Here is a 20,652-nt window from a genome sequence, read left to right as displayed (position 1 = left end):
GCTCGTCGATCAGTTCCTCGATCCGCGCCGTGGCGATGGGGACCAGCGCCGAGCAGGGCTCGTCCATCAGGATCACCTCGGGAGAGACGGCGATGGCGCGCGCGATGACCAGGCGTTGCTGCTGACAGCACGAGAGGCCGGTGCCGGGCTGGTGCAGCCGGTCGGCCACCTCACCCCACAACCCGGCCTTCTTCAGCGAGGTTTCCACCAGGGCCTCCAGCTCGGACTTGCTGGTGGTCAGGCCATGGATGCGCGCGCCGTAGGCCACGTTCTCGAAGATGGTCTTTGGGAAGGGATTGGGCTTCTGGAAGACCATGCCGACGCGCGCGCGCAGGACAACGGGATCGATGGACTTGTCGAGGATGTCCTCGCCGTCCAGCTCGATCCGCCCCTTCACCTTGCAGCCCGCGATGGTGTCGTTCATCCGGTTGATCGACCGCAGGAAGGTCGACTTGCCGCAGCCGGACGGACCGATCAGGGCGGTGACCGCCCTTTCCGGCACGTCGAGGCCGACGTCGAACAGGGCCTGTTTCTCGCCGTAGAAGACATTGACGTCGCGGGCGCGGATCTTGATCCCGCCAACGGGCGCGGCGGCATTGGTGCGATCGACCGCGATGTGCACGGGCGCGTCGCCGTGTGCGGCTGCGTCGTCGCGTTGACTGCTAGGCATCTGGGACCTCGAATGGGGCTTCATGACGCTACCACCGCCGCTCGAAGCGGCGCCTCACAAGAATGGCGGTGAGGTTCATGACGATCATGAACACGAGAAGGACGATGATGGCTGCGGCCGTGCGTTCGTGGAAACCGCGCTCGGACGCGTTCTCCCAGATGAACACTTGGACGGGCAGGACAGTGGCGGCGCCGGTGAAGCCCTCGGGCACGCCGGGCACGAAGGACACCATGCCGATCATCAGCAGCGGCGCGGTTTCGCCCAGCGCATGGGCCAGCGACAGGATGGCGCCGGTCATGACGCCTGGCATGGCCAGCGGCAGGACGTGGTGGAAGACGGTCTGGGTCCGCGAGGCGCCGACGCCAAGCGCGGCTTCCCGGATCGAGGGCGGCACGGCCTTGAGCGCCGAACGGGTAGCGATGATCACGGTGGGCAGGGCCATCAGGGCCAACACCAGCCCACCGATCAGCGGCGAGGAGCGTGGCACGGCCAGCCAGTTGATGAACACCGCCAGGCCCAGCAGGCCGTAGACGATCGAGGGCACGGCCGCGAGGTTGTTGATGTTCACCTCGATGATGTCGGTCCAGCGGTTCTTTGGCGCGAACTCTTCCAGATAGGTCGCGGCAAGCACCCCGACGGGCACGGCCAGGAAGGCGGTGACGAACAGCATCATCATCGAGCCCACGATGGCGCCCAGCACCCCGGCCTGTTCCGGCTCGGTGGAGTCTGAACGGGTCAGGAAGCCGAAGTTGAAGCCCGACTTGATCGAGCCGGCGGCCTTAAGCTTGTCCAGCCAGTCGAGTTGCTGGTCGTCCAGCTTGCGGCTGTCCTCGGGCGTCGAACGCTTGATCTGACCCTTGTAATAGAGACTGGCGTCCGACTTCATGGGGCCAGTCACGGTGACCTTCTTGCCGATCACCGAGGGGTCCGCCCGGACCTGCTTCAACAGCTGGAAGCCGAGGTCGTTGGACATGATCTCCATGATCTTGCCCGACTTTTCGCCAAACTCGTCGTCGGTCTCGCCCAGCTGCGAGAGCAGGGAGTTGGCGACCATCATGTCATAGTTGGCGCCGCCGATGTCGGTCCGGTCGATCTTGGCCGGGTCTAGATAGACCGAGACGCTGATCTGGTTGTCGACGAAGGTCGTGTAGCCCTGGCTGATGATCCGGCCCAGCAGCACGGCCAGGAACGACAGCGCCACGATGATGGCGATACGGCCATAGAGCCGGAACCGCATCTCCTGGGCGTGGCGTTGCTTGAGGCGCGCCTCGACGATCCGTCGAAGATCGGTCGCCGCAGCGGTCGGGAGGGTCGAGTCAGTCATACTGTTCCCGATATTTCTGCACGATGCGCAGGGCCACGATGTTGAGCATCAGGGTCACCACGAAGAGCGTAAGGCCCAGCCCGAAGGCCGAGAGTGTCTTGGGGCTGTCGAATTCCTGGTCGCCGGTGAGCAGGGTGACGATCTGCACCGTCACGGTGGTCACCGTGTCGAGGGGGTTGAGCGTCGTCTTGGCCTGGAGGCCCGCGGCCATGGTGACGATCATGGTCTCGCCCACCGCGCGTGAGATGGCCAGCAGCAAGGCCGCCATGATCCCCGGCAGAGCGGCGGGCAGCACGACCTTCTTGACGGTCTCGGATCGCGTCGCGCCCATGGCCAGGCTGCCGTCGCGCAGGGACTGGGGCACGGCGTTGATGATGTCGTCCGACAGGGAGGAGACGAAGGGGATCAGCATGATGCCCATCACCGCCCCGGCGACGAGCGCCATCTGGTTCTGAACCTGCATGAGGTAGAGGCCGATTCCGTCCATCGGGCCGCCGACCAGCATGCCGCCGATCCAGTTGAAGAAGCTGCGGAACAGCGGCCCGACCGTCAGGGCGGCGAAGAAGCCGTAGACCACGGTGGGCACGCCCGCGAGGATCTCCAGCATCGGCTTGACCACCGAGCGGGTCCAGGGACTGGCGTATTCGGAAAGATAGATCGCCGAGTAGAGGCCGACGGGGGCCGCCACGATCATGGCGATGATCATGATCAGGAAGGTGCCGACGAACAGCGGCACCGCGCCAAAGGCCCCGGTCGAGGCGTATTGGTCGGACCGCATCGCGATCTGCGGGTTCCACTCCAGTCCGAACAAGAACTCGAAGGGCGGCACCGCCTGGAAGAACCGCCAGCTTTCCCAGACCAGGGACGCCACGATCCCGACCGTGGTGAGAACGGCGGTGACCGAGCAGACGATGAACAGCAGAGCAACCCAGCCTTCCACCCTGTTGCGGGCGCGGAAGTCGGGGCCGATCTTTGGATAGGCCAGGGCGACGCCGGCCAGCGCCAGAACGGCGGCGAGCGACAGGGCGCCGAAGTCGATCATCTGCTTGAGCTGGGTGGACCGGGCGACCTTGGCGTCCAGGGCGGCCTTCAGGTCGCCGGCATAGGGCGTCTCGCTCGGCTGGCCGCCGCGGGCCAACGCGCGGGCGTCGTCATAGAAGACGTCCTGCTGCGGCGCGGTCAGGGCCTGAACGGCGGCAGGCGCGTCGAGGCGCAGCATGCCGGCCTCCATCCGGCCGCCGAACATGGCGATCAGCAGCACCAGCAGGGCCGCGGGCACGCCCGCCCACAGGGCCGCGTAGGCGCCATAATAGCCTGGCAGCGAATGCAGGCCGATCGTCTTGCCGCCGACGCTGGCCACCGCGCGCCGACGCGCGGCCATGTAGGCCGCGATCGAGAACAGGGTCAGCGCCGCCAAAGCGATCCAGGTGAGCATCGGAAGTCCCAGCCACTGCTGCGCGCGGGAACCATCCCCCGTCCACGCGGCCGGAAACTGCCTGGGGATTGCTGTCGCTGTACGACGGTTTCACGACAGTTTTGTAACGACGCCCTCGACAGCCTCCGCCGGGCCGGGCGCGGCGGCGCGCAGCATCGGGAAATAGGCGGTGAAGGCGGCCCCCTCGCCCAGCACGCTTTCGACGGTCAGGCCCCCACGATGGCGGTTCATGATGTGCTTGACGATGGCCAGGCCCAGGCCGGTGCCATGACGTTCGCCGCTCTTCTGGCCCTCGACGCGATAGAAGCGCTCGGTCAGCCGAGGCAGGGTCTCGCGGGCCAGGCCCACGCCGGAATCGGTGACCCGCAGGGCGGCGTAGAGGTCCTGGCCGTGGTCGGGCGTCAGCAGCGACATCCGCGACGCGGCGGGATCGCGCGCCGCGGCGGCGGACTCTGCAGACAGACCGGCGCGCAGCGAGAGATGCACGGTCTGTCCGCTCGGGGTGTACTTGATGGCGTTGTCGACCAGGTTCTGCACGACCTGGATGATCTGGTCGCGATCACCGGCGACCATCGCCGCGCCTCGGCACGGCAGATCGGTCGCCAGGCGCACGCCGCGCTCGCGCAGCAGCGGACCGACGCCGTCGACGACGTCCATCACCGCGGCGGCCAGATCGGCCTCACCGTCGGGGGCGATATGTTCGTTCAGCTCGATCCGGCTCAGCGACAACAGGTCGTCGATCAGCCGAGCCATGCGGTCGGCCTGGGCCTGCATGATGCCGAGGAACTTGTCGCGCGCGCCCTCGTCGGCGCGCGCGTGGCCGCGCAGGGTCTCGATGAAGCCGGAGAGCGACGCCAGGGGCGTACGCAGCTCATGGCTGGCGTTGGCCAGAAAGTCGGCGCGGGTTCGCTCGGAGCGCCGGATATCGGTCTCGTCGCGTAGGACCAGCAGCGCCAGACGCGCGCCGTCCGGCGCCTCGCCCAGCGGTTTGGCGATGGCCCGCAACACCCGCTCCTGGGCGCCGCGCATCTCGTACACCGCCTCGGCGTCCAGCCCTCCGAACAAGGCCTCATCGACGGCCTCGAGCACCTCTGGGTCGCGGATCGCCGTAACCAGGAGCCCTGCGTCATATTGTATCCTGAAGGTCTCGCGCGCAGCGTCGTTAACCAGGACGAAACGTCGACCGGTGAGGTCATCGGGTTCATGCGCGGCGATAACCAGGACCGGATCGGGCAAGGCGTTGATGAGGCTGGCATAGGGCGGCGCATCTTCGTGCGGAGGGCGCGCGGCGGCCTCCGCCGCGGGAGCTCGGGCGCCGAGCTGCTCGGCGACATGCCAGGCCATCAGGCCCGTGACCCCGGCGATAAGCAGCACGATCCATGCCGTCGTCTGGCTATCCGCCCCGCTGCCGATCGCCAGCCCGACCGCGCCGAGGATTCCAGTCAGGCCCGCTACCAGCACCGGCCAGAGCGGCGCGTGCCAATTCAGGCTCTCTCGCGTCGAAGACGGAGGCGACGGCGCCAAGCGAATCTCCCGTGGGGCAAACATCGACCAGGCATCAAGCTTATGTCACCGCGATGACACCGACCCAAGCGCGCGCGCCACCTGCGGGCGGCTTGTCAGGAAATCTGCAGGCGGGTGAAGTCAATCTCTATTTCACCGATAGGATTTATCGGGTCTTTACCGACTCGAGTTTTAGACAAACTCCAACAAGCCGAGGGGGCTGAAGCCAAATGGCATGGAAAACGAAACTGATTGTCGGCGTCTCGGCCCTGGCCCTGGCTTGGCCGGCCATGGCCGCCGCAGATGAGGCGACCGACGCCCGCATCAAGGCGCTGGAGGAGCAGCTCAGCCTGCTCCAGGGCCAGATCGCCGACCTGAAGCAGTCGACGTCCAACAACATCGCCGCCGTGCGCAAGGACGCCGCCGTCACCACGGTGTCGCTAGCCAACGGCCGGCCATCGATCTCGTCCGCCGATGGGCGCTTCACCGCCTCGTTCCGCGGGGTCTTCCAACTCGACGCGGCCCAGTACGATCAGTCCGGCGCCGGTCCCCTCGCCAGCGACTTCCGTCGTGGCTCCCTGGGCGACGCCGTCGAGAATGACCGCGCGCGAGACCTGAACGACGGCGCGAACTTCCGCCGCGCTCGGATCGGCATCGAGGGCAAGGCCTTCGGCGATTTCGAGTACAACTTCCTTTATGACTTCGGCGGTTCCGGGAACGAGGAAGCCGGCAAGATCAGCGCCGCCTGGGTGCAGTACAACGGGCTGCCGGTCGCCAACGCCAAGATCCGCATCGGCGCCTTCTCGCCCATGAGCGGAATGGAAGCCGACGGCTCGACCAACGGCTCCTTGTTCGCCGAGCGCGCCGCGCCGTCCGAACTGGTCCGGGGTCTGGGCGCGGGCGACGGCCGGACCGCTGCCGCGCTCACCTTCGGCGGCGAGCGTTGGACCGCCTCAGCGGCCGTCTCCGGCAACATCATCGGCGTCCAGACCTATGACGAGCAGACCTCCTTCGTCGGTCGCCTGGCCGTCACACCGCACCGCGGCGAGCACAGCCTGATCCACCTGGGTCTCAACACGACGGTTGTCCTTGATCCCGCCGCGACGGGCCCTCGGGTCAACGGTGTCGTCAACACCCCCATCCGGCTGCGCGAGCGTCCGGAATTGCGGGTTGACGGAACCCGGCTCGTGGACACCGGGAGCCTGGACGCCGATGGCCTGACCGCGGTCGGCGGCGAGTTCGCCGCGCAATGGCGGAACCTCTCTCTCCAGGCGGAGTACTTCGACATCGGGGTTGATCGCAAAGGCGCGTTCGGCGACGCCGAGTTCTCCGGTTGGTATGCGCAGGCCGCCTGGACGATCACCGGCGAACCGCGCCGATACGCGAAGGATGCCGCGGCGTTCGACTCACCGCGACCGGCCAAGCCCTTCGATCTGAAGACCGGCGATTGGGGCGCCTGGGAGCTTGGCCTCCGCTACTCCACCCTCGATCTGAACCACCTCGCTGGAAACATTGGAACCGCGCCGATCGCCGGTGCGGTGCGCGGCGGGGAGCAGGAAATCTTCACCCTTGGCCTCAACTGGTACCTGAATAACGGATTGCGCTTCCAGGCGGCCTATCAGGACGTCTCCGTCGACCGCCTGTCGCCCGGCGGCACGGCCTTCGTGGCCGGCTCCACCCCGCCGGCCGGCGCTCAAGTCGGGCAGGACCTTAAGATCTACTCCCTGCGCACCCAGTACGCCTTCTGACCTGGGGCGGCGCAAGCCGCCGCCCCTGATCGCCCCCACATCTGCGCCCACGCCGCCGAGCCTCAGAACAAGGATCTCGATCGATGACTCATGACTTGAAGCGCCCCTCCCGCCGCAGCCTCATCGCTGGCGGGGCCGCCGCCGCCGCCGGGCCTACGCTGCTGGCCGGCTCCGCCCTGGCCCAAGCCAAACCCAAGCCGGTCACCCTATTGAATGTCAGCTATGACCCCACTCGGGAGCTCTACAAGGACATCAACGCCGCCTACGCCCGGTACTGGAAAGAGAAGGTTGGCCAGGACCTGGTGATCAACCAGAGCCACGGGGGCTCCGGCCGCCAGGCCCGCTCGGTGATCGACGGCCTGCAGTCCGACGTGGTCACCCTGGCGCTCGCCTACGACATCGACGAAATCGCCCAGAAGGCCAAGCTGCTGCCGGCCAACTGGCAGTCGCGCCTGCCCAACAACTCCACGCCCTACACCTCGACGATCGTGTTCCTGGTCCGCAAGGGCAACCCGTGGAAGATTCGCGACTGGGGCGACCTGGTGAAGCCGGGCATCGAAGTCATCACGCCCAATCCGAAGACTTCGGGCGGCGCGCGCTGGAACTACCTGGCCGCCTGGGCCTGGGCCCAGAAGAATGGGCGCAATCCGCAGGCCTTCGTCGAGGACCTGTTCAAGCACGTGCCGGTGCTCGACACCGGAGCTCGTGGCTCCACCACCACCTTTGTCCAGCGGGGCATCGGCGACGTGCTGCTGTCCTGGGAGAACGAGGCGCACCTGGCCATCGAGGAACTGGGGCCGGGCAAGGTGGACATCGTCATCCCTTCGCTCTCGATCCTGGCCGAACCGCCGGTGGCGCTGGTCGACAAGGTGGTCGACCGCAAGAAGACCCGCACCATCGCCGAGGGCTATCTGAACTTCCTCTACAGCCCGATCGCGCAGGACCTGATCGGCAAGAATCACTACCGGCCGCGCAGTCCCGAGGCCGCGGCCAAGTACGCCTCCAAGTTCCCGAGGATCCCGCTCGTCACCATCGACGACACCTTCGGCGGCTGGAAGAAGGCCCAGGCGCAGCACTTCGCCGACGGCGGGGTGTTCGACAAGATCTACAAGCCGGGCTGACCCCGAAGGCCGGCTTGACCGAAGGGCGCGGAGCTCCCCCTCCGCGCCCTTTTCATTGCGCGCGGCAACCTGGGCCATGCCGAGCCGTTCCGGAGGCATGAGCCTGTCCGTTCCCGATCTTGTCGGTATCGCCGCGGCCGTCTGCTCGATGGCCAGTTTCACGCCGCAGATCGTCAAGATCTGGCGCGAGCGCGACGCGAGCTCCGTGTCCCTGCGGATGTACATCGTCACCGTGACTGGCTTCGTCCTCTGGACGACCTACGGCGTCCTGACGGAAAGCTGGCCCGTGGCGGGCTCCAACGCCGTCTGCCTCATCCTGGCGGCGGTCATCCTCGGCCTGAAGTGGCGGTTCGGAGATCGCGCGGCCCGCTAGGACGCGTGGCTGCGACCGGTTGGCGCCGCGCGCCTTGGCCACTAGATTGCCCCGAATTCGCACGCCCGCCAGGGCGAACGTGCCCCCCCAACTCGCCGCCGCCGGCGCCTCGGACCCCCGAGCCCCCGGCGCGTGACAGGATCGCCGGATGTCGATGGAACGGTTCGCCCAGGCCGAAGCCGCCTTCAAGGCGGGGGACGCCGACCAGGGTATCGCGCTGACCGAGGCCCAGCTCGAGATCGACTCCAAGGCGCCGTTGGCGTTGTACAAGAACTTCGGCGGCCTGCTGTTTCGCAAGCAGCTGTTCGGTCCGACCGAGCGGTGGATGCGCGAGGCTGTCGTCCACTATCCGCGCGACCTCGACCTGTGGAACCTGCTGGGCGTCGCCCTGCGCCGGTTGGAGCGCCACGACGAAGCCTTGAAGGCTCTCCTGCAGGCCGAGAAGCTCGGTCCGAAGAGCGCCGCCGTGCTCAGCAACAAGGGCAATGTCTACAACGACCTGAGGAACGGCCCCGGGGCGGTGGACGCCTTCACCAAGCTGGTCCGCATGCAGCCGACCGTGGCCGAGTACCAGCGAGGTCTCGGTCGCGGATACTGGTACTCCGGCGACCTGGACAAGGCCCAGATGCGCTTCAACCTGGCCGCCAAGCTCAAGCCCGACCTGATCGACGCCTGGTTGGACCTCAGCGGCGTCGTCAATGACCGCCACGGGCCTGTTGAAGCCCTGCCGGTGTTCGACCGCGCCATCGCCGCCAATCCCGAGAGCATCAAGCTGCGCGAAGCCAAGGGGATGATGCTGCGGCGATCCGGCAAGCTGCGGGAGGCCGAGGCCTATTTCACCGAGCAGCTCGCCGAGCACGGCGACCACGCCTGGATCCACTACAACCTCGGTGGGACGATCATCGACTACGACCGGCGCCGCGGGAACGCCCACCTGGAGAAGGCGGTCGAACTGGACCCCGACAAGTCGGACTACCGCCTGGCCCTGGCCGAAAGCCTGGGCCGCACGCGCTATGGCGACGAATCGGAACACCTGGAACGCGCCTATGAGGTGCTGAAGGGCGTGATCGTGGAGGGCGAACCGCTGGCGGCCAGTCCGCTGAAGGTGGCCATGGAGATCATCGTCCGCCTGGCCGACTACGACCGCATCGACGCCATGGGCAGCTTCTCGGAGATCGGCAACCGCTGGATCGATTCCGGCCGCCATACCGCCATGCTGAGCCATCTGGCCCGTGTCCGCACCCCGCAGGACAGGCTGGAACTGGTGGGTATGCACCGGCGCTGGGGCGAGAAGGTCGATATCGCCGTGGCCAAGTGGCCAATCCGTCGGCCCGGTCCTCGCCCCGACAGCGGCAAGATCCGCGTCGGCTTCATGTCCTCGGACCTGCGGGCCCATCCGGTGGCCTACTTCGCCATGCCGCTGTTCCAGCACTACGACCGCAGCCGGTTCGAGATCTATTGCTACTCGTACTACGAGGGCGAGAACGAAGACCCCACCCAGAAGCGGATCACCGAGCTGGTGGACGTCTTCCGCTGGCGCAAGGACATCGGCGACCACGACGCCGCCCAGATGATCGCCGACGACCAGCTCGACATGCTGATCGAGCTGGGCGGGTCGACCCACATGAACAAGATCACGGTCATGGCCTTCAAGCCCGCTCCGCTGCAGGCGAGCTGGCTGGGCTATCCGCACTCGGCGGGCCTGGCCGCCATCGACCACCTGATTCTCGATCCCTATGTCTGCCCGTCCAACCTGGATCTGGTGATCGAAGAACCGCTGAAGATGCCGAAGAGCTGGATCGCCATGGGTGAGATGGCCTTCCCCGAACGGCCGATCACCGAGACCATCCCCCAGACGCGGAATGGCTTCGTGACCATCGGCACCGCGAACAATCCCTATAAGTACAGCCGCGACATGGTGCGCACCTGGGCGCGGGTGACGGCGGCCATCCCCGATTCGCGCTTCATGTTCGTCCGGCCGGAGAGCGGATCGCCATCGTTCCGCAAGAACATCACCGCCCTGTTCGAGGCCGAGGGCGTGGCCGCTGAGCGCCTGCGCTTCGAGGACGTCCGGGGCGCCCACATGCCGTTCTACAACGAGATGGACTTCTCCCTCGACACCTTCCCCCAGACTGGCGGCACCACCACCTGCGAGGCCCTGTGGATGGGCGTGCCGGTGGTCACCCTGGTGGGCGAGACCATGTTCGAACGGCTGAGCTATTCGATCCTCACCAACGCCGGCCTGGGCGATCTGTGCGCGCACAGCGAGGAGGCCTTCGTGCAGGCAGCGCTCAATCTCGCGAACGACCCCGCCCGGCGCCAGGAGCTGCGCACCGGCCTGCGCGGCATGCTGAAGGCCAGCCCCCTGGGCCAGACCCAGCAGTTCGCCACCGACTTCTACGAGATGATCAAAGGCGCCGTGGACCGCGCAAAGGCGGCGGGCAAGATCCCGGCGGCGGCCTAGACCTCGAACCCACGCAGGACCTGGCCCAGGACGTCGCGGACGTCGCGGGCCGACACGCCCAGCGCCGCCAGCCGGCTGACATCGCAGGTCGGCCCGTGCGGCGGCGCGGCGGCGCCGGTCAATTCCAGCGTCCAGCCGTGGGCGGTGAAGACCTCGGCGATCTCGGCGTTCGAGATGGCGACGCCGCGGGCGATGTTGACGATCCCCTCCGCATCGTGGGCGTCCATGGCCAGGAGCCCGGCGATCACGTCGTCGGCGTGGATGTAGTCGCGGCCCGACTGAGGCGAGGAGTCGAGGGTGATCGTCTTCTCCCGCCGCGCGCGTTTCAGCAGGTCCGACAGGAAGCCGCCGGCGTCGTCGGATGCGTCGAACACGTTGGAGAGCCGCGCCACCGACGCGCGTCCGCCCGAGCGGGCCAAGCAGAGGTTCTCGCCCAGGGCCTTTGAGAGGTCATAGACGTTGCGGGGCGCAGCCACGTCGAAGGCCAGCACATCGTCCTCGCGCCCGCCCTGGTCGCCCAGGCTGTCGTAGAGCCGCGTGGAAGACAGGTAGATCAGGCGCCCGAACCTCGCGTCGCGCAGGACGTGGCTCAGCAGGCCGACATGGGCTTCCACGGTGTCGAAGGGGCGAACCATGAAATCGCCGGTCAGCCCGGCGCAGTAGAAGACCCGGCCCAGGTCGCGGTTGAACAGCTCCGGATCGCCGCGCGCCGGGGCGTAGACGCTCTCGCCCCGCTCGCGCAGGGCGGCGACAAGCCGCGCGCCGATGAAGCCGCCGGCGCCGATGACCGTGTAGAGGCTCATCGGCCCCGCGCGCCCACGCGCTTGGCGGGAACCCCGGCATAGATCGAATAGGGCTCAAGCTCGCCACGCACCACCGAACCGGCGGCGATCACACAGCCTTGGCCGATCACCGCCCCGTCCAGCACCACGGTGTTGGCGCCCAGCCAGACGTCGTCGCCGATGACGATGCCGCCGCGCGAGGGCTGGAAGCCCTGGTCGCGGATTCGCTTGGCCCGGTCGCCGAACTCATGATTGGTCGGCGCCAGCGTGCAGTTGGCGGCGATCAGCACAGCGTCGCCGATGCGGATGCCGTTGCCGGTGTACATGACCGTGCCGGAATTGATCGCGCAGTCCGCGCCGATCTCCACCGCGCCAGAGCCGCCCGCCGGTTTAATCTTCACGAAGGCGTCGACCATCGTCCGCGCCCCGATGGTGATCGGCGTGCCGCGGGTCGAGACCTCGATGTCGGCCAGGGCGGAGATCTTGGCGGTGGGGTCGATGGTCAGCATCGGACGCAGTCTAGCGGGCTCAGGCGTGATCCGGATAGGTGGCGTCCCGATCCGAGATGATCTGAGGCGCCAGCGGCCATTCGATGCCGAAGGCGGGATCGTTCCAGCGCACGCCCAACCCGTGACCCGGCTCGAACATGCGGTCGATCTGGTAGAGGACATCGGTGTCGTCTTCCAGGGTGACGAAGCCGTGGGCCATGCCGCGACCGATCAGCAGGGCGCGACCATTCGCCGCCGACAGCTCGGTTCCCGTCCACTGACGATAGGTCGGACTCGCCGGGCGCAGGTCCACGGCCACGTCGAAGATCGCGCCCCGGGCCACCCGCACCAGCTTGGCCTCGTCGTGAGGGGCGGCCTCATAGTGCATCCCGCGCAGCGTCCCGGCCTTAAGGTTGCGCGACAGGCTGGTCTGCAACGGCGTGAACGGATGGCCGGCGGCGGCGAATTCCTCCGGGCAATGCAGCCGGGCGAACGATCCTCGCTCATCGTCGACGGAATCGAGATCGACGATCACGACACCCTCGATGTCGGTCGCCGTGAACCGCATCAGCCGACGACCTTGGTGTCAGGCGCGGCGGTGACGAACTGCCCGCCCCAATCCTTCACATAGGCCAGCTGGCCCATGATCTCGTCCTTGAGGTTCCAGGGCAGGATGATCAGGTAGTCGGGCTTGAAGTCGGCGATCTTCGCCGGGGCGTGGATCGGGACGTGGCTGCCGGGAAGGTAGCGGTCCTGCTTGTGCGGATTGGCGTCGAAGCAGGCGACGATGTCGTCGGCGGTGACCCCGGCATAGTTCAGGAAGGTGTTGCCCTTGGCCGCCGCGCCATAGGCCGCGACCACCTTACCCTCGGCCTTCGCTTTGGCGAGGAAGGCCAGGAAGCCCTCGCGCACCGCCTCCACCCGAGTCGTGAACCCCTCATAGCCCTTGAGCGCGTCGAGACCGGCGGCGTGCTCACGATCGCGCAGATCCCTCAGCGCCTGGGTCTCCTGGTGGCTCGAGGCGTCATGGGCGCAGAACACCCGCAGCGAGCCGCCGTGCGTCGGCAGCAGCTCCACGTCGAAGGGTCTGAGGTTGTTGGCGCGCAGGACCCGCTCCACCGCCAGCAGCGACAGATAGGAGTAGTGCTCATGATAGATCGTATCGAACTGAACCTTTTCGATCAGGTTCAGCAGATGCGGGAACTCGAAGGTCAGCACGCCTTCCGGCATCAGCACGTGCTGGAAGCCAGCCACGAAGTCGCCGATGTCGGGGACGTGAGCCAGCACATTGTTGCCCGCCATCAGATCGGCGGCCACGCCCCGCGTCTTCAGGTCCCGGCCAGTGGCATCGTTGAAGAACACCACCTCCGTCGGGATGCCTCGTTCCTTGACGGCGACCTCGGCGGTGTTGGCGGTGGGCTCGATCCCCAGCACCGGCACGCCGGCGGCCTTGAAGTGTTGCAGCAGGTAGCCGTCGTTGGAGGCCACCTCGATCACCAGCGAGTTAGGCCCCAGACCGAACCGCGCGGTCATCGCCTCGGCGTAGCGCTTGGCGTGGGCCACCCAGCTCTCGGAATAGGCGGAGAAATAGGCGTAGCCGTCATCGAAGATGGCGTCGGCGGCGACGGGATCGTCGGCCTGGACCAGGAAGCAGGTCCCGCAGACCCGCGTGTGGAGCGGATAGGTTCCCTCGACGCCGGACTCGAGCTGCGCCTCGGTCAGGTACGAGTTGGCCAGGGGCTGCAGGCCCAGGTCCACGAAGGTCTGGGTCAGCGGCTCGCGGCAGAAGCGGCAGGCGGGAACGGTCATCGAAGGCTTTCGTAACGCGTGATCTGGTCCTGGACGAGACCGAGGGCGTCGCCGCCGTTTGCCAAATCCCGGTACCAGTCCATGGTCCAGTCCACGGCGGCAGGGGCATCGAGCGCGCTCTCGAAGCCCAGCACCTGGCGCGCCAGGCCGGCGTCGATGCCCAGGGATTTGGCCTCGATGGAATTGGGGTCTGGTTCGTGGCGCCAGGGCTTCGCGCCCAGAGCCTCGACGGCGCGAGTGGCCAGCTCGCCCACGGTCACTTCGCGACCACCCTGGCGAGGGCCGAAGTTCAGCGCGCGCGGCGCGGCGGGATCTGTCGCGAGGCGCTCCAGGAACACCAGGTAGCCGGCCACGCAGTCCAGCACATGTTGCCAGGGCCGCGTCGCCTCGGGATGGCGCAGAACGGTCACCCCCTGGGCCTGGCCCGCACGGACGATGTCCGCCACCAGCCGGTCGCGGGAATAGTCGCCGCCGCCGATCACATTGCCGCCCCGAGCCGTGGCCACTGGGACGCCGGCCTTGTCGAAGAAGCTCTTGGCGAAGCTCTGGACGACGATCTCGGCGGCGGCCTTGGAGGCCGAATAGGGGTCCTTGCCGCCCAGGGCGTCGCCCTCGGCGAAGGCGCGGCCGGTCTCGTGGTTGGCGTAGACCTTGTCCGAGGTGATCGCGAGCACGGCCTTGAGCGCCTCCTGCCCCCGCAGGGTCTGCAGCAGATGCGCCGTGCCCATCACGTTGGAGGCGAAGGTGCCGATGGGGTCTTCGATCGAGGCCCGCACGATCGGCTGGGCGGCCATGTGCAGCACCAGGTCGAACCCACGCCCGTCCAGCGCCTGCTCGACGTCGGCGGGTCGGCGCAGATCGACCAGCAGCGAATCGGTCAGGCTGGCCACGCCGGCCTGGATGAACAGCGCCGGCTCCTGATCCGGCGCCAACGCCAGGCCGGTGACGTTCGCCCCCAGACGCGTGAGCCAGATCGCCGCCCACGAGCCCTTGAACCCGGTGTGGCCGGTCAGCAGGACGCGCTTGCCCGACCAGAAGCCGGGATCGGGTCGGCTCATTTCCAGACTTGCCAGGGCGCCTGGCCCGAGGCCCAGAGGGTCTCGAGGTTGTTCTTGTCGCGCAGGGTGTCCATGGCGGCCCAGAAGCCGTCGTGGCGGTAGGCCATTAACTGGCCGTCAGCCGCGAGACCCTCCAGGGGCGCGGCCTCGAACGGGATCTCGTCGCCGGTCACCCGGGCGATGACCTCGGGCTGCAGCACGAAGAACCCGCCATTGATCAGGCCATTGTCGCCCGGAGGCTTCTCGATAAAGCGCTCCACCGCGCCATCGATGATCTCCAGCGCGCCATATCGGCCCGGGGGCGACACCGCGGTCACCGTGGCCTGACGACCATGCGATTTATGGAACTCGGCCAAGGCCTTCAGGTCCACGTCGGCGACGCCATCGCCATAGGTCAGGAAGAAGGGTTCGCCCGGCGGCAGGTAGTCGGCCACCCGCTTCAGCCGCCCGCCGGTCATGGTCTCGGCCCCGGTGTCGACCAGGGTGACCTTCCAGGGTTCGTGGTTGGTGGCGTGGTACTCCATCGAGCCCTTGCCCAGGTCGACGGTCAGGTCGGCGTTATGGAGCACGTAGTTGGCGAAGTACTCCTTGATCACATAGCCCTTGTAGCCAAGGCACACGACGAACTCGTTGAAGCCGTAGTGCGAGAACAGCTTCATGATGTGCCAGAGGATAGGCCGGCCGCCGACCTCGATCATCGGCTTGGGCTTGAGGTGGCTTTCCTCGGAGATCCGGGTCCCAAGTCCCCCGCAGAGCAGGACGACCTTCATCTAGGCGATCTTCTTGACGAAGGCGTCGGGCCAGTAGGTGACGCGCCCGGTGACCGTGCCCTCGTTGAACGGGAAGGCCGGCTCCTCGACGATGAAGCGCCTATCCTCCGCCACGAAGTCGTGGACCGCCTTCAAGGGGTTGTTCCAGTCCCAGTCCTCCCCCGTGCGCGGACCGCCCTTCACCTGGGCCATGATCCCGTCGGTGGCCACCACATAGGAGCCGACCTCGATCAGCTCGCCATAGAGCCGCAGCTCGTCCAGGACATGGGCGCGGGTGTGGTTGCTGTCCAGCACCACCAGCACCTTCTCGCCCGGCTTGATCAGGGCCTTCACCTGGTCAAGCGTTTCCGGCGCGGTGGAGGAGCCCTCGATCAGCTCGATGCGCTTGAACATCTCGTGGGCCTCGATGGCCTCGCGGTTGTGCGGGCGGATCTCGATATCGATGCCGATCACCCGGCCCTTGCCCATGGCCTCGAACAGCGAGGCGTAGAAGATCAGCGAGCCGCCGTGCGCGACGCCGGTCTCGACCAGAACGTCGGGCTTCAGGGTGTAGATCACCTCCTGCAGGCGGACCATGTCCTCCGGCAGCTGGATGATCGGGCGACCCATCCAGGCGAAGGAATAGACGTACTTGGAATCCCAGGTGGCGCGCAGCCACGCCTTGGACGCCGCGGCGAAGCCTTCGGCGCTCGCCAGGCTGTGGCGGGTTTCGGTCCCGCCGTCCTTGACGATGACTTCGCCGCGCTCTTCGTCGATGGTGGTGATCAAGCTCTTGGCCCTTGGAGATGCTGTCGGCGGGTCGGCGGTTCTCTCGCCACCGCCAACGAAGTGGCCCCCCTATTATCGCGTGTCCTTCGCGCGATGAAGCCGTATCGAAGGTCGGACGGGCGGCGTCGTGCCGCAATCTGATTATTTCGGTGCGGACGTGGTCGACCAGCGGATCAATTTCATCGTCGCCGGCGTGCAGAAGGCCGGGACCACCGCGCTTTACGACTACCTGGCCGAGGATCCGAGCATCGGGCTCTCCAAGGTGAAGGAGGTCCACTTCTTCGACGACGAGACAGTGGATTGGGCCGCGCCGGACTATGGCGCCTATCACGCCCAGTTCGATTGGAGCGGTCCGGCGATTCGCGGCGAGGCGACACCGATCTACCTCTATTGGCCGCGCAGCCTGGAGCGGATCGCCGCCTATAATCCCAGCGTCCGGATCATCGTCATGCTGCGCGATCCCGTGGCGCGGGCCTGGTCGCACTGGAAGATGGAATATGCGCGTGGCGCGGAGACGCAGCCGTTCGGTTGGTGCGTACGCCAAGGCCGGCGGCGACTGCTGGACGCCCAACCCTGGGGGGTCCATCGCGAGTTCTCCTATGTGGAGCGCGGCTTCTACGGGGAGCAGGTCGGGCGGCTGCTTGGCCTATTTCCCCGCGACCAGGTGCTGCTCCTGAAGGCCGACGATCTGCGCGGTGATCCCAATGCGACGCTCGCGAGCGTCAACGCCTTCCTGGGCGCGCCGCCGCCCCGCCCCGTGCAGCCGCGCGAGGTTCATGTGGGCCGCGACATGGACTATGGCGGCGTGCTGACGGAGGAGGACGCCGCCTATCTGCGAACGCTCTACGCCGCCGATATGGTCAAGTTGGCGGGGCTGACCGGCGTGACGTTCCCGTGAGGCCACATTTTGGGCGAGTGGCGCCGACAACATGCCGATCATGACCCGGACGCTGCGAGGCCTGCCCCCCATCCTGCTCGGCGTGATGGCCGCGTGCTCGCCGGCCGCCGAGCCCCGGGGCTCGGCCGCGGCCGCGCCGCCCCCTGCCGTGGCGGCCACCCCGGTCGAGGGTCCGCGACTGTCGTTTCCCCTGGCCTGCGTGATCGGCCAGACCTGCGAGGTCCAGAATCGCGTGGATATCGACCCCGGCCCTGGCGCGCAGGATTATCGGTGCGGCACGGAAACCTATGACGCCCACAACGGCGCCGACATCCGGCTGCTGGACATGGCGGCGCAGAGGCGCGGCGTGGAGGTTCTGGCCGCCGCCGCCGGGCGCGTGAGCCGCCTGCGCGACGGTGTCGCCGACATCTCGGTCAAGGCGGCTGGCGCCCCTCCCGTCGCCGGCCAGGAGTGCGGCAATGGCGTCGTGATCGATCATGGGGATGGCTGGGAGACCCAGTATTGCCACCTCGCCCGAGGCAGCGTGGTCGTGAAGCAAGGTGACACGGTGGTCGCCGGGCAGCCGATCGCGCGCGTCGGCCTGTCGGGGAACACCGAGTATCCGCACCTTCACCTGACGGTACGCAAGGCGGGCGCGGTGATCGATCCCTTCCGCCCTACGCCCACATCGGCGCGCTGCGATGCGACCAGCGACGGCGTCGGGCTATGGGAGGCCTCGGCGGCAAAGGCGGTCACCTACAAGGCCGGCGCGGTGCTGAATGTCGGCTTCGCGGCGGGGCCCGTCACCATGGACGCCGTCGAGGCTGGCGGCGTGGCCGCGCCGATGACCGACGGTCCGGCCCTGCTGGCCTATGTCCGCGCCATCAATCTCGCGGGCGGCGACGTCCAGTCCTTGAGCTTGGCAGGCCCGGACGGCGCGGTGCTGGCGCACACCACCTTGCCGGCCCTGGAGCGGTCGAAGGCGCAGTACCTGCTCTATACCGGAAAGCGCACGCCGGCGGCGGGCTGGCCCGGGGGGCGATACGTGGCGACCTACACCGTCGCACGCGGCGGGGTGGTCGTGCTGAAACGGGCTTTCGAGCTCGCGCTCTAGGCGAAAAACCCCGACTCCAGCAGGGAAATCAGCCGCTTCGAACCTCTCCTCACAAATCCGTTAGCACCTCATTGTGGCGCTAGTGTCTCTTTCGCCCGCAGGCGGATTGCGGTAGAGTTTGAAGTCAGCCTTGCTCTCCAGGGCTGTGTCGCTTTGGCCGGGCGGTAAGCTCGCGGCTTCACCGCCCGGCCTCTCGCGTTTTCCGACAATCTGGAACTATGGCGCCGATATTCGGCGATGGTCTCCTGGCTGACGCTCAGGGTATGTCGGCGACCGGCGCGGTCGGGCCGAGTTCGAGGATCCCGAACTTCATCAGCCGCAGCAGACTGCGCTCGATCACGCCTTGCCGGCCCTGCGGGAAACTTGCGGTGATGTCGGCGACACGCATTCGCCCGCCGGCGGCCATGTAATCGAACGTCTGCTTGATCTCCGCCGACACCGGCATCGCCCAACGGGCGTAGGAGGCCAAGGACGGCGTCAACCGGCCGACGACGGCTTCCCAGGTCATGCCCGGCGCAAGCCATACAACCGATTCGGGAGTCAGCGGCGCCGTCGGATAGCCCGCGAACAGAGTGAAAGGATCCAGCCGTCGGGGGTTGGGATAGTCAACAAAGCGGCGCTGCGGGTCGGCGAGAGCCGCGGCGCGGCGCGCAGTGAGTTCGGACCACAGGGCCTGGTACTGAGGCACGACCGTCGACCAATCGAAGACCGACCGCGCCCGTTCCTGGGCCGCCGCGCCCATCCGTCGGCGGAGGTCGGGATTGGTGATCAGCGCCACGACCGCGGCCTTTGCCGAGGGCAGGTCCACGGCTGTCATCTGCGCGGCGGCCGCCAGGTACTGATCATAAGTCACCCAGTTTCGCGCGTAGTGAAAGGCAAGATCCTGACCGAGGCCCGGCCGTGGGGCGTAGGTGGCGATGCGGAAGCCATCCACGCCGTCGCGCACGGTGTCGCGGTATCCGTCCCAATCGCTGACCACGCAGGGCAGTCCGGCGGCCATGGCCTCCGCGGGGGTCAGGCCGAACGTCTCCTGGATATTGTCAGAGAACGAGATGAACAGGTCGGCCACCGACCAGAGCGAGAATCGGGTGTCGGCGGGGCGGCCGTCCACGGCGCGATACTGGATGCTGGGGCAGAAGGCCCGGGTCTGCTCATGGAACTGCTCGGTCTCGGCGTCGGACCCGGCCCACCCCGCCACGACCCAATAGATCGACTGGCCCGTCTCCTGGGCCGCGGCCTCCAGCGTGATCGCCATGGTGGCCGGGTTCATCTTGGCGATGGGATTGAGCCGGCCGAGATAGAGCGCCACGACGGCGTCCGGTGGAATGTCCAGGCGTTGGCGCCACGCCGCGCGGTGGTCGCCCGAGGGGGCGAAATCGGCGACATTGACCCCCAGCGGAATGGTGGCGAGCTGCGGTTGGGGCCGGCGCGTGGCGCCCAGCCGGCGGGCGAGGTGGTCATGGACGGCCTCGAACTGGGTCTCGACGCTGGCGCGAACGGCGCGTGACGTGCAGATCAGGGCGTCCCATGGCTCGATCGGACCCACGATCAGGTCGTGGAGGATGTCCATGACCCGGTGGGTGGCGGTGGTGTGGGTGACCCCGCACAGGCTGTAGCGGCGCGAGTCGAAGGGCTGTCGAGCCCAGGCCTCGGGGCCGATATTCGGGCTGGGCACATAGAGGCAGCCGGGATCGCGCAGGGCGCTGAACTGGCGGCGGTCTATCCATGCCATGGGCATGGTCGGCGCTTCGATGCGCCGGACCAGCGGCTCCAGCTCGGAGGCAGGCTTGTCGGTGCCGTTAAAGAGGACCAGTCGATCAACGTCTGCGTTGCGGATGAAGCCGCGCAGGAAGCTCTCACCGGCGGCGTGGCGGCCCATCAGGCGCTCGCCCGTGGTGTCGTATCCGTCGGGATGGAAGTAGATCGCCGCGTTGGTCATGCGAGTCAGGCGGTAGCGCGCTTTCGCCTCGCCGACAATTCAGAGCGGACAAAACAAAAGGGCCGCCCCGAAGGGCGGCCCCAAAGTCTAGAAGTCGAGTTCGTCTTAGACGAAGTCACCTTCGGCGATCGTGCCGGTGACCGTCGTGATGCGGATCGCGTTGCCGACCGTGTTGTTGGCCGCCGAGTCCGCGAACACGTAGGTGCCCGCGTCCGTACCGGTCACCGTGATCACGACGATGTCGCGCGAACCGCCGCCGATCAGCGAGGTCGCATCGGCCAGCGCCTGAGCGTAGCTGGTCGCGACCGTGCCGTTCAGGAAGTTCGTCGCGGTGCCGACGACACCGAGAGCGAAGGCGTCATCCGCCACCACGAAGTCGGCGAGACGATCCGGCGAAGCCGAAGCCGAC

At 67.4% G+C, this 20,652-nt stretch carries 19 protein-coding genes; 6 read left to right on the top strand and 13 right to left on the bottom strand.

Going from position 1 to position 20,652, the window contains the following annotated elements:
• From RMO04_RS08425 to RMO04_RS08410, 4 genes are all read right to left on the bottom strand, one after another.
• On the bottom strand, positions 1 to 670 hold a 670-nt coding region (locus RMO04_RS08425; protein ID WP_405041473.1), incomplete at its 3' end, for a phosphate ABC transporter ATP-binding protein.
• A gap of 28 nt (positions 671 to 698) precedes the next feature.
• Positions 699 to 1,994, bottom strand: coding sequence for a phosphate ABC transporter permease PstA (gene pstA / locus RMO04_RS08420; protein WP_309644336.1), 1,296 nt, complete (start codon positions 1,992 to 1,994; stop codon positions 699 to 701).
• On the bottom strand, positions 1,987 to 3,429 hold the full coding sequence (pstC, locus tag RMO04_RS08415; RefSeq protein ID WP_309644335.1) for a phosphate ABC transporter permease subunit PstC: 1,443 nt from the start codon (positions 3,427 to 3,429) through the stop codon (positions 1,987 to 1,989). Before pstC ends, pstA begins: the two co-directional genes overlap by 8 nt.
• A gap of 90 nt (positions 3,430 to 3,519) precedes the next feature.
• Entirely contained in the window at positions 3,520 to 4,977 is a 1,458-nt protein-coding gene (locus RMO04_RS08410) for an ATP-binding protein (RefSeq protein ID WP_405041472.1), read from the bottom strand.
• 185 nt (positions 4,978 to 5,162) lie between these two features.
• Here RMO04_RS08410 and RMO04_RS08405 point away from each other — a divergent pair, with 185 nt between their 5' ends.
• The 4 genes from RMO04_RS08405 (at position 5,163) to RMO04_RS08390 (ending at position 10,638) form a co-directional block, all read left to right on the top strand.
• Entirely contained in the window at positions 5,163 to 6,680 is a 1,518-nt protein-coding gene (locus RMO04_RS08405; RefSeq protein WP_309644333.1) for a porin, read from the top strand.
• 83 nt (positions 6,681 to 6,763) lie between these two features.
• A complete protein-coding gene (locus RMO04_RS08400; protein ID WP_309644332.1) occupies positions 6,764 to 7,801 on the top strand; it encodes a sulfate ABC transporter substrate-binding protein in 1,038 nt (345 codons plus the stop codon).
• Between the two features lie 97 nt (positions 7,802 to 7,898).
• The gene (locus RMO04_RS08395; RefSeq protein ID WP_309644331.1) at positions 7,899 to 8,174 is read left to right on the top strand and encodes a SemiSWEET transporter; all 276 of its coding nucleotides are present in this window, start codon (positions 7,899 to 7,901) and stop codon (positions 8,172 to 8,174) included.
• Between the two features lie 148 nt (positions 8,175 to 8,322).
• Positions 8,323 to 10,638: a tetratricopeptide repeat protein gene (locus RMO04_RS08390; protein ID WP_309644330.1), complete on the top strand. Its 2,316-nt coding sequence runs from the start codon at positions 8,323 to 8,325 to the stop codon at positions 10,636 to 10,638.
• Here RMO04_RS08390 and RMO04_RS08385 read toward each other — a convergent pair.
• From RMO04_RS08385 to RMO04_RS08355, 7 genes are read right to left on the bottom strand one after another with little or no spacing between them, the layout of a single operon-like run.
• Positions 10,635 to 11,441, bottom strand: coding sequence for an SDR family oxidoreductase (locus RMO04_RS08385; protein WP_309644329.1), 807 nt, complete (start codon positions 11,439 to 11,441; stop codon positions 10,635 to 10,637). The genes RMO04_RS08390 and RMO04_RS08385 overlap by 4 nt on opposite strands.
• On the bottom strand, positions 11,438 to 11,929 hold the full coding sequence (locus RMO04_RS08380) for an acyltransferase (RefSeq protein ID WP_309644328.1): 492 nt from the start codon (positions 11,927 to 11,929) through the stop codon (positions 11,438 to 11,440). Before RMO04_RS08380 ends, RMO04_RS08385 begins: the two co-directional genes overlap by 4 nt.
• Positions 11,930 to 11,948: 19 nt before the next feature.
• Entirely contained in the window at positions 11,949 to 12,476 is a 528-nt protein-coding gene (rfbC, locus tag RMO04_RS08375; protein ID WP_309644327.1) for a dTDP-4-dehydrorhamnose 3,5-epimerase, read from the bottom strand.
• Complete coding sequence (locus RMO04_RS08370; RefSeq protein ID WP_309644326.1) at positions 12,476 to 13,717, bottom strand: class I SAM-dependent methyltransferase; 1,242 nt, start codon at positions 13,715 to 13,717, stop codon at positions 12,476 to 12,478. Before RMO04_RS08370 ends, rfbC begins: the two co-directional genes overlap by 1 nt.
• Entirely contained in the window at positions 13,714 to 14,775 is a 1,062-nt protein-coding gene (rfbG, locus tag RMO04_RS08365) for a CDP-glucose 4,6-dehydratase (RefSeq protein WP_309644325.1), read from the bottom strand. Before rfbG ends, RMO04_RS08370 begins: the two co-directional genes overlap by 4 nt.
• Positions 14,772 to 15,545, bottom strand: coding sequence for a glucose-1-phosphate cytidylyltransferase (gene rfbF, locus RMO04_RS08360; protein WP_309644324.1), 774 nt, complete (start codon positions 15,543 to 15,545; stop codon positions 14,772 to 14,774). Before rfbF ends, rfbG begins: the two co-directional genes overlap by 4 nt.
• Positions 15,546 to 16,313, bottom strand: a complete 768-nt coding sequence (locus RMO04_RS08355; protein WP_309644323.1) for a CmcI family methyltransferase — start codon at positions 16,311 to 16,313, stop codon at positions 15,546 to 15,548.
• Positions 16,314 to 16,440: 127 nt separating this feature from the next.
• On the opposite strand from RMO04_RS08355, the gene RMO04_RS08350 reads away from it, so the two are divergent.
• Positions 16,441 to 17,211, top strand: a complete 771-nt coding sequence (locus tag RMO04_RS08350; protein ID WP_309644322.1) for a sulfotransferase domain-containing protein — start codon at positions 16,441 to 16,443, stop codon at positions 17,209 to 17,211.
• Positions 17,212 to 17,242: 31 nt separating this feature from the next.
• Positions 17,243 to 18,304: a M23 family metallopeptidase gene (locus RMO04_RS08345; protein WP_309644321.1), complete on the top strand. Its 1,062-nt coding sequence runs from the start codon at positions 17,243 to 17,245 to the stop codon at positions 18,302 to 18,304.
• A gap of 256 nt (positions 18,305 to 18,560) precedes the next feature.
• Here the strand turns inward: RMO04_RS08345 and RMO04_RS08340 are convergent, their stop codons facing one another.
• Both RMO04_RS08340 and RMO04_RS08335 read right to left on the bottom strand, forming a co-directional pair.
• On the bottom strand, positions 18,561 to 20,243 hold the full coding sequence (locus RMO04_RS08340; RefSeq protein WP_309644320.1) for a glycosyltransferase family 4 protein: 1,683 nt from the start codon (positions 20,241 to 20,243) through the stop codon (positions 18,561 to 18,563).
• Positions 20,244 to 20,348: 105 nt separating this feature from the next.
• Positions 20,349 to 20,652 (bottom strand): hypothetical protein (locus tag RMO04_RS08335; protein ID WP_309644319.1); only part of this gene is annotated, 304 nt, incomplete at its 5' end.

Source organism: Phenylobacterium sp. (assembly GCF_031412415.1).
GTDB lineage: Bacteria > Pseudomonadota > Alphaproteobacteria > Caulobacterales > Caulobacteraceae > Phenylobacterium.
The sequence above is the reverse complement of the archived record's forward strand: the minus strand, read 5'-3'. Positions and strand labels throughout refer to the sequence as shown.